This window comes from Bifidobacterium cuniculi, from assembly GCF_000741575.1.
Taxonomy (GTDB): domain Bacteria; phylum Actinomycetota; class Actinomycetes; order Actinomycetales; family Bifidobacteriaceae; genus Bifidobacterium; species Bifidobacterium cuniculi.
Genome location: NZ_JGYV01000010.1, coordinates 154,907 through 166,252 on the forward strand (window position 1 = coordinate 154,907; position 11,346 = coordinate 166,252).

Below are 11,346 nucleotides of genomic sequence, written 5' to 3' on the forward strand. Positions count from 1 at the left end.
TGTGGACGGTTACGCCAGCACACTATGCGCCGTTATAGCGGGTTCGCGGCCCTCCACTCCCACGGGAGCATGCGCAACGGTGGCATGTGCGCCAAACGCCACGCCAGCTCGTACCCGGGGTCATGGCGCCAGGGGATGTCATAGACCACACGGTCTTCGGCGCCGCGTTTGCGGGTGTGGACGAAGGTTTCCAGGATGAAGCAGGCGAGCATCGCCTGGGCCAGTTCCGTCGGGTCCATGGTGTGCAGCGTGGTGTCGATCGTGTATTGCTTGCCGGCCCTGTGCGTGGAGGCGGTCACGATACGCTGTTCACCTCCCGTCGCGTCGACCCGGGTGATGCTCCAGTCGCTGTCGTTGCGCAACGTCAACGGCCCGGTGTCCGCTTGCATGTGCGCATCCTGATCCATGCCCAGGGCGATGAGCGGGACGGTGACGCGCAACTGGTCTGCGATGGTGTGCAGCACGTCCCACAATTGGCCTGACAAGGGGCGTGGCATTTGGGGGTCGAACAGCACGTCCATCGCGTCATGGACGATCCATTGGCCGTCATGGCCGACGGTCGCCAAAGGCTGGTCGCACCACCGGTCCACTTCGGCGCTGTCAAGGATGGCGCGGTGGTACCGGTTGGATACAACCTGCCCGTCCGTGCCGGTGATGTGCGCGCGTACGGTCCAATACTGCATGTTGGTGATGTCATCGCTCATGTCAACCTCGCTTTCCGAATCCGGTACCCGGCGCATGCGTCCAACGCGCATAGCCATGGTCTCATGGTACCGATGAGGCGTGTTGATATGGGTGGGGTGGTGTGATGCGCGGACGTGGCATGTGGACGGCTGTGGTGATGGCGGCGGCCATGCTGGCGGTGGTGGTGATGGTCGCCGCCACCGTGTCCGTGGGGGTGTTCACCACCACGGTGTCCGGCATGGCCAACACCATCCATAATGATGGTGATGTGGTGTCGGCCACGGATTGCGATGACCTGTCGGGGGCCGCGTTGGGCGGTGAGGCGGCGCCCATGGGGTCGGGCCCGGCGGCGTTCGTGGACCGGTTCGCCCCTTTGGCGTACCGGACGGGCAAACGGTACGGGTTGCCGCCGGAGGCGATCCTGGCGCAGGCGGCGTTCGAGTCGGGGTGGGCGATGAGCGCACCGCAACACAATTATTTCGGCATCAAGGTGTGGGCCGGGTGCACGGGTGGGGCGACGACGGGCACGCAGGAGGACACGGGCTCCGGCATGGTGGCGACCACGGCGACATGGTGCGGGTATCCCAGTGCGCAAGCGGCCTATGACGGGTATGGCGCATTCATCCGCTCCAACCACCGCTACGATGCGGCGTTGCAATACCAACGGGACCCGTACAAGTACCTGGAGGCGATCTGGCGGGCGGGGTATGCGACCGATGGGGCGTACATGGCCAAGATAGGCCCGATTGTGCACCAGATCACCGAACGGATCAAAGCCACGGACATCATCCCCACCTCCGATAGGATCCAATTCGATGCGAAGGCGCCCGGTGAGAGTGGTGCGGAAGGGTCGGGTGGCACGGTGGTGGACGCGTGCTCCACCCAAGCCGCCACTGCCGTGGCGGCCGGCAAGGTGGGTGGCGCCCCGGAGAACGCGCATGATTACAGTTGGATGTGTTCCACGACGGGCGTGTGCCGTGACGGCGACGGGTTCTCAGGAGACCGGATCAAATACCCGCATAATGTGGGCCGCTACCAGTGCGTGTGGTATGCGTGGAACCGGCTTGGCATGATCCATGGTCTGGACGGTTGGGATTGGGTGTTGGGCAACGGTGGTGACATCGCCCGCAACCTGTCCGGCAAGCCCGGTTGGACGGTGGACGCCACACCCCATGCGGGCGACGGGATCAGCCAGGTCGGTGGCGCGTTGGGTGGCGCTCCCCCCTATGGGCATGTCGCCGTCGTCGAGGAGGTGCAGACCGGGGCGGACGGGTGGCGCATCCGCATCAGTGAGGGCAATTACGGCACCGGCGGCAACGGCGCGTGGACGGGCTACAACAGCCGGTGGCTGACCCAATCCCAGTTCACCGGCGCCGGCAACGTGTTCTTCCGGTACAACGGTTGGAAAAAATAACGCCGGTCAGTGTTCCCGCCCGTCGGGGGACACGGTGAACCCCTGCTGTTGGTCGCCGCAGGACGCCATGCACATCCCCTCCCATAGGCTCCAATCGACCTTGCCGTCCAGATCGGCCTGGGTGGCGGGGGCGCGCATGATCGGTTGGGTGGGGTTGATGTCCATCACCGGTTGGCCTTGCACGGGGATCGCCACACGGCGCCCGTTGGCCATGATCCGGTTCATGTTCGTGTCCCACAATTGGTTCCATGGCGACACCCACCACGGGGACAGTTGATTCGAACTGACCTCGCTCACCTTGCCATCCGTGTCGAACGTCAACTCGTCCGACACGGGGTAATCCTGCCATGATGGGGTCAACGCGTACGTGTCGGTGGAATGGAAGGTGTCCCCGGGTTCGACAAGGATGGCGCGCACCACACCCGTCACCGTTGCGGTGTGCTCCCCGGTGTGTTCCACCGTGGGCCCCTCGATCCACCGTGAGCCGCTGCCCCATGCCTGTTGCACCCACCATTCGCCGACCGTGGGGTACGCCATGCATGAAAAACTGTTGGTCGTCCCCTGGCATGCGGGGTTCTGTCCCGTGGGACCATAGTCGCTGTTGCGTTGGATCGTGGACACGGCCGACCAGTCCGGGGGCGTGTAGTCGGTGACACGCAGTTGTTTGAGGACATCACCGGCCGGGCGGTGCGCGAATTCTTTGGGGTCGATGGTGGAGTCCGCCCCATACGTGCGCCACAATTGTTCGAAGCGGACCGCGTTGGCCTCCCTCACCTCCCGTGCCGACACGGGCGCGGTGGCATCCGGCGCATCAGCACTGGCGCCGGCGCTGGCGGTGGCGGATGCCGTGGGCGCCGCCGTGGAGGGCGCGCCAGTGTGGCCGCGTATGGCGAACCATACCACCACGGCCAAGAGGACGATGGCGAGAATGAACAGGCCGATGTGCAGCCAAGTGCGGGAACGGTGCGGTGTGGTGCTCATACCCCCAACTATGCCATAGGCCCTGGTGCGCGCATAGACGGCGCATGTCCGATTGTCCGCACTATGGAAAAGAGCCCCAATGACACACCCAACCCCACACGTTCCACGTACCGGCGTCCTCCTGCTCGCCCTCCTGCTCACCGTCCCCCTATCCGGGTGCGCCGCCGGGCACCATGATGGCCCGGCGGGCACGGACGGGACCGTGGTCATGGAATCCCACCACACACCCAATCATGGGATGGATGGTCAGATCTCCCAATCCTGACCGCTTTCATCGACCACCACCGGATCGGCCACCGGGGCCACCACACCGGTCTGGTCCGCCAACCCCGTCAACTCCGGTTCGGGCGGCATGTACCGGGACAGATCCACCGGCGTGACCGGGTGCAACCGGCTTGTCAACGCCTCCAACCCCCCGTCGCCCTTGCCCGGCCAGAAACACTGCACCATATCCACACCACGGCCCAGGTTCTCGAACAAACCACGGCCCTTGGGCATGCCGCCGGTACGGGCCGCCTGCGCATGCAACCGGTTCGCCTCACGCTCATTGGCCTGCGACACATTGCCCTGCGTGTTGCCGATACCCAAAAACACACGCGCCAACATCCCCTTCGCCGTACCCGCATTCGGCAACAGATCCAAGTCTCCCGCGTTCAACTGCTGCGCGCCCAACACCACCGTGATGCCGGCGCTGCGCGCCTGCGTGAGCAGGTTCGACGCGTATAAGCCGATGCTGGAACGCAACCCGTTGCGCCAATCCGCCAACGCATTCGCATTATCCACATCCGGATCATCATTCGCATTCGCGATATTCGACCGCTCCTTTTGCAACAGGCTGTTGAACTCGTCACAGAACACCAACAGGCGAGGCGGACGGACATCGTCAGGCAACGTGGACCAATCGCCACCACCATGCTCACCGATCAGCCGCACCCGCCGGCGCATCTCCTCATGCGCATACCGGAACAACGCATAACACCCCGGCAACGACGGTTCAAACGCATCCACATACGGGGCCAACGGTTTGAAATCATTCGCCCCCTTGCTCGGATCCGTCACCAACACACGCCACCCCGACAACAACGCCATGCCCACCAGGGTCACCGACACACTCGACTTGCCCGAACCGGTCGTGCCGGACGCCAACAGGTGCGGCGACTGGGACGGGTCGAACACCGCCAACGCGCCATCATCCAACACCCCGAACGGCAACACGCTTGCCCCCGGGCTGGCCAGCGACCAGTCCACTGGCGCCCGGTCAGGCAACGGGGTCGACTCGCACACCAGCAACACCAGCTCATCCGCGTTCTGTCCCGGCACCAATTTCGAATAGGCGTACCCGGCGGCCGTGCAGAACCCATCCAACCGGGAAATCACCATGTCCCGCCCCAATCCCGGCGGGATGCGGAACACGCACCGGGTCAACCGCCCCTTGGCGGGTTGCACTGACAGGGTGGTCACGCTCACCCCATCACGGTTCACCGCCTTCGCGCTCGCCCATGCCTCATCCAACCGCAACCGTTGCGCATGCTCGAACTCCACGGCGCGCGCCCACTCGTCCTGGTCGGTGCCGCACCCGTTGCCGGCCCATAGGATCAGATGGCCCGCGTCCTCATACTCCCACAGCACCGTGTCCGCACCCATCAATGCCTGCAACCTGGGTTGGTTCTTGCGTGTGTCAGCGGCGGTGACTCCACCGGTCAACGTGATCCGGGTACGCCACAACGTCCACCCCATCCCGTTGCGTGCGCACTGGGTGGCGGGCCCCACATACGCCGCATGCTTCAACGTCTGCGCGAACGCACGGCTGATGATGACCTGCGCGAGCAACCGTTCCGCCGGCCCATCGCCCATAAGGTCACGCAACTGGACGGGTGTGTTGGGACTGTTCGCCGGCGCTGTTTGCACGAACCGCATGTAGCGGGTGAACCATTTGCCGTTCGCGCTCATGCCGATCAGATCCGCCACCGTGCTGTCCCCGAACGCGGGGCGTACATCCACCCGCATGTAATCCGCGGCCTGGTAGCCGCCTTTGGTGGGGATGCTCATGGGGGTGTCCTCCAACGCCCACCGTCCATCCTGTGCGGTCAACCGGTCCGCGCCCACACGCCGGTCGTACAGGATCTGCATGGGTGCGGGCAGTTTCGCCCCCGCCAACGCGTCCTCCCACAGGTTCATGTCATCCTGCGCCCGCACCGCCAGTTTCAGGTAGGCGGCCGTGTCGCCCATCGTGTTCGCGGAGAACGATTGGGTGTGCTCCCGGCCGGCCTTGTCCTCATCGAACCCGATCGTGTCCAACTCGCCCGTGTACAGCCATGCATGGTCCAACCCCGGGTCGACGATCATGGTGACGCCGATGAGGGTGCCCCAGTCACCCAGTTCGCCCGCAGTGCTGCCACGCAGCCAGTCACGGCGGATCATCTCCCAATCGGAGTTCGCCGTCCCCCCGTTCATCCGCCACACCCAACACGCCGGCCGGCCGTCGCGCTCGCCCACTTGTTTGAGTTTGCTGTCGCCCACGTACGCGTTGTAGTTGAAGCCCAGGCGGGCGGTTTCCATGTTCGCCCGGCACCGCAACCCCGTTTCGTCCGCGATCAGCTCATCCGGTGGGCAGGTTTCCAATGGGGCTAGATTGCAGATGACGTGCAATGTGTCGTCCCCGTCCAACACGAACGCCACATCCATGTTGCTTTGGTTCGCCTGGGCGCGCAACAGGTCACGGACCTGCTTGTCCTGCCACGGTTGGGCACGGCTCACCGCCAACCGGCACACGATCTCCCCGTGTTCGCCGTGCACGGTGTTGTCCAAGCGGTACGGGGGTTGGTCCACGACCGCCTTGTCCAACGCCAACAGCCAACCGGTCAGCATGGCGGCCGCCTCCCGGTCGTGTTTCGCTTGCCGGCGTACCGCCAGCCATGCGCGCCGCATCGGCAACGGCGCCAACAGGCATGGCATGGCGGGGATGAACCATGGGTTGTCCGTGACCATCCACAACGCCAACCCGGCCAGCAGGCCGGTCAGCATGCACATGGCGATGGCAGCCAGGTGTTTCTTCGCCCATGTCACCGGGCGTTGCCCTGTGGCGATGAGCCGTGCGGGACGTGTGGGCCGCGCCCCTATCAGGATGAGCGTGCTCACCATGTTCGCCCATGCCCACCATGCACCGCAGCGCGCCCACACGAGCGCGCCCATCAGGCACGCCACACCCACGGCGAACGTGGCCATGGGGTTGCGCGGGTCAAGGTTGCGGGACAGGTGGCGGAACCAGGAGCGCATCCACTTGTAGGACGTGTCCCGGCGTTGCTCCGCCGGTGTGTTCGCACACGTACGCTTCCACGGATCCGTACCCGTCAATTGAGGCGCCCTGGCCGCCAACCACGCCACCGTGACGGCGGCGAGCAGCACGGGCATGCCGGGCAACCCGAAACACGACAAGCCCATCGCCACCAGCACGCCGACCGTCAGGATCGGGGTGTGCGGGGAGGTGACCATGGGCGCGTTCTTGGCGCCACGCGAACGGGACCGGTTACGGGAACGGGAATAAGCCATACAACACGCCTATGCCCGAAACCACCCGCGCCCACCCGCCTGAACACCGCAGATGGGCAACGGATACCGTTACCGTGAACGCAAAAACGCTAGATACTGGTGATACTTGCGGAGCATCATATTCTTCGCATACTGCTCCATATACTCGTAATCCGGTTCACCTGAATCAGTGATGGGGAGCATAACTTTATCGCCGGCAAGATGTTCTTTATTTCGCTTATAACCATGACTGTATTTATGTTCAATCATGTCTTGCGCCGTAACAAAAAACAGGCCGGTGTATTTGTTGACCCAATTAGCGTAGCCGTACAAAACATCACTTGTGGAGATGAATCGTTCGGCTTTGTATATCGCAAAACCGGCTGAACCATCTCCGTTCTTGATGAACCCGATGCAGTTGCCATCAAGGATCATGGAACGGGAATACTCATCTTCCTTGACACGGCACAGCACTCCATTGTTGCGATTGGTTGCGCCTATGTAATTCACTCCCCCGTTGTCGGTCTTGTTCAGATGGTTCAGGCCTTTGCCTTTTCCGGGCACGATTGAAGTAAATAAATCCACGATCGGGAAAGGCTCCCATTTCTTCTCGGCTAGTGTTGGGAGCTCAACAAGGGTTCCAAGCTCCGCGATACAGTTTTGGAGGTAGGCGCAATACTTCGACAGCATGGCTTCGCGCTTTTGCTGCATGTATTCTGCCATGAACTCGTAATCCGGCTCGCCAGAGTCGGTAACGGGAAGCATGATGGAAAGGCGCTTCATTCGGCCCAATGTTGCACCATTTCCTCCCCAGTTAAACTTAGCCGTCATCTGCTGGCGCAGTATGGGCACTAAAAACTGAGCGATGTCTTCGCTCATGTTTTTGGCTGTAATAACCTGTACGTTTTGTCCCGTGACAAACTTGTGTGGTTGATAAAACGCCGTCTGTGTATCCAAGCCAACGGTTATGCAACCACCCTGATCGCTACCGAACTCATAGTTCTTAGCGCTTACAAAACGAGCTAATCCATTATTTGCGTCAGATCGCGTAATGTAGGGGACCGATTTCTCGTCGTCATCTATTAACCGAATGCCGTCAATGCTGCTGTTGGTTGTTTCGATATGCAGTGGGGCGTCATCCTCAAATGCCGATAGTTGCTCCCATGTCTTCTCATTTAGATTCTGCATCTTCGTCATCTCCCTTGAACAGGTATTCACGGTTCTGCATCACCATGGAGAACTCGAAGGTTAGATAGTCGCCGATGGCTTTTTCGAAGTCGGCGTCTGTGGGTATCTCGTCGTTGAAGTAGTAGAACGAGTGCAGCCATTCATCCTCCGGCTTGACCGTGGATTCGACACAGAACTTCGATGCCGCCTCAGTGCGCCCGAACCATACATCCAATAGATGTTGTTTCTTGTCTTTCGCGGAATCGCCTTCGACAAGTCCGACATGTGCGCGCACCTCGTATCCGTCGTCGCGGAAGTCGATAAACTTCGCCACATGCGCGGGGTCATGTGGCTCATGCGCGGTGAACACAGCGATGACCGGATTCGTGCCCACACCATAGAACGTGTCCGTATTGCAGGTGATGACACCTTCCAGCGTGTGGTGCTTCATAATGCTCGCCTTGAACACCTGTTCGGCTTTCGATTTGCCGGTCATGGAGGACTGCGGCACAATGACCGCCGCCCGAGCCCCGACCGTCAGGGAATCCAACAGATGTTCGATGAAGGAAAGCTCGTACTGGTCCGGGTCGGCTTTCGTGCCTTGTGAGTACGGGGGGTTCATCAAGCCGCTGCTCGCCAGGCTAAATCACACCGTATACGCCAACGTCTAAACCGTTGTATTCCAACGGTTCATGAGCTTTATGCCACACAAGAAAACAGGCAACAAAAAATAAGTGGCACCCTTATGGCACCTTAAAATACAGGGCGACTCAATCTAAACAAAACGACACGCCGAAGAAAACAAAACAGGGGCCGCACCCGACGGTACGACCCCGAAGACTCCGGTCACACCAGTGACTGAGCTTGGGCGGGGGAATACCCCCGCCGACTTGGTATCTCCACGGCCACCCCCGTGGGGTAGCCAACCCCCACCATTGAGATAGGGGCGGAAACCGTAAGACACGGCCGTTAACCGGCCATGACCCGCCACGTATGCACACGCACAGTGACTTGCCCGGAATCCCTTACCGGGCAAGTCCTAATAATACCAAAAAAGAGGGGCCCCAGCAAACGCTGAAGCCCCAAAAATCCCCGCTCACGCGGGGCACCGAGTCAAACTAGCAAATGACTTCGCTAGATCACCGGGTCATCCCCGCAACTGCGGGGCACAAACTTCAAAGGTGAAGTAACCTCAGTGTAGCATCATTTCGCGTCCTTGACAAGTACGCCGAACGCGGGCAGGTCCTTCTTCGCCACGTCACCGTAGCCGGAACGGCCCGGCTTGCCGTTGACGCACTGCGCCCAGCTCTTCACCGTCGCCCCGGCCTTCTGCAACACGTACTTGCGAGTGTTCAACTGGTCCATGTTGCCCATCTTCTGGTAGGTGCCCGCCTGCACGTTCGCAATGTAGATCGCCAACGAACCGGATTCACCAAAGATAATGTGTGTGGTTGCCATGTTCTTCTCCTTCTGCACCACCTGTGCGGCACTCTGTGTGCCGTTGTACTTCTGCCTGACCAAAGCGACGAACTTGTCCCAGCTGTACCCCCACCTCGCGAAATAGGGGGTAGGGTCCGTATGGTCGCTACCGCCATACGTCTGACTGAACCAGATGTGAGGATGGATGCGGTCCACGCCCCACCCCATCTGCTTGAGCACTTGGGCGACAGTCTCCGCCGCAATCACGATGCCCTTGTTGAAATCCGTAGAATTGGTGGCCTCGCAAATCTCGATACCGATACAGGTCGTGTTGCCGTTGCCTACCTGCCAAGCGAGACGGTTGAACTCCATGCACTGGATGCTCTCCTTCCAGTCGGAGGTGAGATGCACCGCGTAATCGTAGCCGCGACTCCACAAATCCCTATGGTTCCTGGCCGTCGCGCCCGGATTCGCCGTCGAATGGATGGCGAACAGGCTGGGCGCCAGGAACCCATGGCCCGAATTGACGATTTCCTTCTTGATCGTGACCATAGGCATTCACTCCTGCGCATCCTCGGCCGTCGGGTCAATCGGAATCGTCACCGACTCACCGTCATCTACGGGGGTCATCGGGTCCCCCTCCACGGTCACCGGCGCATACCCGTCTTCCACGTCAAAAGCGTCGTCGTCCTCGTCCACATGGTCATAGCTGACCGGCTCAGGCCGGTCCGGCATGTCCACCGCGTTCCCAGTCTGCTGCGCCAACTTGATGGAGCGGGTCACCACGGAACCTTCCAGTCCGGCATGCGTAAGATTCTGGTCCTTCCACCACGCATAGATCACTGCGATGACGGAAATCACCGAAAACACGCCCGCCGACACCTGGTCGGTGGTGAACGGCAACGGGTTCAACCCCGCCAACGCGCACCCGGCCGACACCATCGAATACAAGGACACGACCAGCGTGGCAATCGCCTGAGCCCTCTCCTTGCCAATGCTCGTGGTGTTCGTTTCCTTTGCGTGCTCTGCCATGATACTTTCTCCTAACTGTCGTTTCCTTCTGCTTCCTCGTCCGAATAGTCCGGGTCGGAAGCACCGTTTTCGTTGGGCGGGTAGGACGGCAGCTTCTGAATGTCCTTGAGCAAGGCCGTCCCTACCCCGTTGCCGCCGATGGAGTGGTAGGCCTCGTAGAGTCGCGTACAGATGCGCTTCTCGTTCGGGTGTGCCCAACCACGCCGCTTGTACCTGTGATGCCGTTCCGCCAGTCTCATGTAGGCCAGTTCGTTAACCGCCTCCTTGAGCGCATCGAACTCGGTTCGCGTAATGCCCGCCTGTTTGTCGTGCCGGTCCAACAGCGTCTTTGCGATACCCCAAATGGCTCCAATCAGACCGATGAGAATGGCACCAACGTCAGTAACATCGACATCCACGCCCCCTCCCTCTCGTATTCGAATATGGGAAGAGCCACCCCTTGGGGTGGCTCTTGGAAATGGTTACGCCCGTGGTTTCAGGCGGCGTACAGTGGCGGCAGCCTATGCTCTGCGGTTGCGTCTCCGGGCGGGTACCACGCCGGGCTGGGCAGGCGTCCCGTCTCGTAGAGCGTCCTGACATGCTGCCAGTCGTCGGGCGAGTACAGGGCCGAATATAACACATCCACGGTCGTGTCCGGTGGCGTCACTAGCCATAGTTCGTTTGAACCACTCACGTCAGTGAACAGTAGCTAGTTTTGTACCAAAGCATGGTATTTGCTAGTTCCGTCCGTCTCCCCGTTGGCTGTTGCGGTTCGATGGGCGCCCGGAGCGCCTGTAACGTCCGGGACCGCGCCTTCCATCGGCCTGTTCCAACGGTGTTGGAAGCGTTGGTCGAGTAGTTGGCGGGTGTTGGTGCGCGTCCTTGGGGCCCATGTTGTCCGGTTGCTGCCACGAACGTCGTGATTGGATGACACGGGCCGCGTTGATGTCGGCGTGCATGGTTTTGCCGCAGAAACGGCAAGCATATCTGGCTCGGCTGGGCCTGTTGCGTTTACTGGTGTAGCCGCAGCCGGAGCATTCCTGTGACGTGTATTGTGCGGGTACCTGTTCGACTTGGATGCCCGCGCTTTCCTGTATGGATTCGAGTTTGCGCTTCAAGACGGCGCGCCCGGTGCGGGTGAT

11 protein-coding genes are annotated in these 11,346 nt (G+C 61.1%); 1 reads left to right on the forward strand and 10 read right to left on the reverse strand.

Annotation, left to right across the window (positions count from 1 at the left end; all coding sequences use genetic code 11):
- Nucleotides 1–32: 32 nt before the first annotated feature.
- Nucleotides 33–704, reverse strand: a complete 672-nt coding sequence (locus BCUN_RS07065) for a hypothetical protein (protein WP_152598057.1) — start codon at nucleotides 702–704, stop codon at nucleotides 33–35.
- A gap of 104 nt (nucleotides 705–808) precedes the next feature.
- Here BCUN_RS07065 and BCUN_RS11465 point away from each other — a divergent pair, with 104 nt between their 5' ends.
- On the forward strand, nucleotides 809–2,098 hold the full coding sequence (locus BCUN_RS11465; protein WP_052122919.1) for a glucosaminidase domain-containing protein: 1,290 nt from the start codon (nucleotides 809–811) through the stop codon (nucleotides 2,096–2,098).
- Between the two features lie 6 nt (nucleotides 2,099–2,104).
- Here the strand turns inward: BCUN_RS11465 and BCUN_RS07075 are convergent, their stop codons facing one another.
- The 9 genes from BCUN_RS07075 to BCUN_RS11900 all read right to left on the reverse strand — a co-directional run.
- Nucleotides 2,105–3,079 carry a hypothetical protein gene (locus BCUN_RS07075; protein ID WP_033515559.1) on the reverse strand — a complete coding sequence of 325 codons (975 nt, stop codon included), beginning with the start codon at nucleotides 3,077–3,079 and terminating at the stop codon, nucleotides 2,105–2,107.
- Nucleotides 3,080–3,325: 246 nt separating this feature from the next.
- A complete protein-coding gene (locus BCUN_RS07080; protein ID WP_152598055.1) occupies nucleotides 3,326–6,628 on the reverse strand; it encodes a type IV secretory system conjugative DNA transfer family protein in 3,303 nt (1,100 codons plus the stop codon).
- A gap of 69 nt (nucleotides 6,629–6,697) precedes the next feature.
- Nucleotides 6,698–7,804: a restriction endonuclease subunit S gene (locus tag BCUN_RS12655; RefSeq protein WP_202961088.1), complete on the reverse strand. Its 1,107-nt coding sequence runs from the start codon at nucleotides 7,802–7,804 to the stop codon at nucleotides 6,698–6,700.
- Complete coding sequence (locus BCUN_RS07090; protein ID WP_033515555.1) at nucleotides 7,779–8,396, reverse strand: N-6 DNA methylase; 618 nt, start codon at nucleotides 8,394–8,396, stop codon at nucleotides 7,779–7,781. The genes BCUN_RS12655 and BCUN_RS07090 overlap by 26 nt, the downstream gene beginning before the upstream one ends.
- A gap of 581 nt (nucleotides 8,397–8,977) precedes the next feature.
- Nucleotides 8,978–9,745 (reverse strand): peptidoglycan recognition protein family protein, encoded by a 768-nt coding sequence (locus BCUN_RS11470; RefSeq protein WP_160257625.1) that lies wholly within the window; start codon nucleotides 9,743–9,745, stop codon nucleotides 8,978–8,980.
- A 6-nt stretch (nucleotides 9,746–9,751) separates the two neighbouring features.
- Complete coding sequence (locus BCUN_RS11475) at nucleotides 9,752–10,225, reverse strand: phage holin (protein ID WP_051920899.1); 474 nt, start codon at nucleotides 10,223–10,225, stop codon at nucleotides 9,752–9,754.
- Nucleotides 10,226–10,236: 11 nt separating this feature from the next.
- On the reverse strand, nucleotides 10,237–10,623 hold the full coding sequence (locus BCUN_RS07105) for a hypothetical protein (RefSeq protein ID WP_033515553.1): 387 nt from the start codon (nucleotides 10,621–10,623) through the stop codon (nucleotides 10,237–10,239).
- A 77-nt stretch (nucleotides 10,624–10,700) separates the two neighbouring features.
- The gene (locus tag BCUN_RS12335) at nucleotides 10,701–10,850 is read right to left on the reverse strand and encodes a hypothetical protein (RefSeq protein ID WP_156100139.1); all 150 of its coding nucleotides are present in this window, start codon (nucleotides 10,848–10,850) and stop codon (nucleotides 10,701–10,703) included.
- A 91-nt stretch (nucleotides 10,851–10,941) separates the two neighbouring features.
- On the reverse strand, nucleotides 10,942–11,346 hold a 405-nt coding region (locus BCUN_RS11900; protein ID WP_162178418.1), incomplete at its 5' end, for a zinc ribbon domain-containing protein.

Bases quoted from the DNA above. Each gene is read 5' to 3' on its own strand.
- BCUN_RS07065 (WP_152598057.1), bottom strand. From the start codon at position 704: ATGAGCGATGACATCACCAACATGCAGTATTGGACCGTACGCGCGCAC.
- BCUN_RS11465 (WP_052122919.1), top strand. From the start codon at position 809: ATGCGCGGACGTGGCATGTGGACGGCTGTGGTGATGGCGGCGGCCATG.
- BCUN_RS07075 (WP_033515559.1), bottom strand. From the start codon at position 3,079: ATGAGCACCACACCGCACCGTTCCCGCACTTGGCTGCACATCGGCCTG.
- BCUN_RS07080 (WP_152598055.1), bottom strand. From the start codon at position 6,628: ATGGCTTATTCCCGTTCCCGTAACCGGTCCCGTTCGCGTGGCGCCAAG.
- BCUN_RS12655 (WP_202961088.1), bottom strand. From the start codon at position 7,804: ATGACGAAGATGCAGAATCTAAATGAGAAGACATGGGAGCAACTATCG.
- BCUN_RS07090 (WP_033515555.1), bottom strand. From the start codon at position 8,396: ATGAACCCCCCGTACTCACAAGGCACGAAAGCCGACCCGGACCAGTAC.
- BCUN_RS11470 (WP_160257625.1), bottom strand. From the start codon at position 9,745: ATGGTCACGATCAAGAAGGAAATCGTCAATTCGGGCCATGGGTTCCTG.
- BCUN_RS11475 (WP_051920899.1), bottom strand. From the start codon at position 10,225: ATGGCAGAGCACGCAAAGGAAACGAACACCACGAGCATTGGCAAGGAG.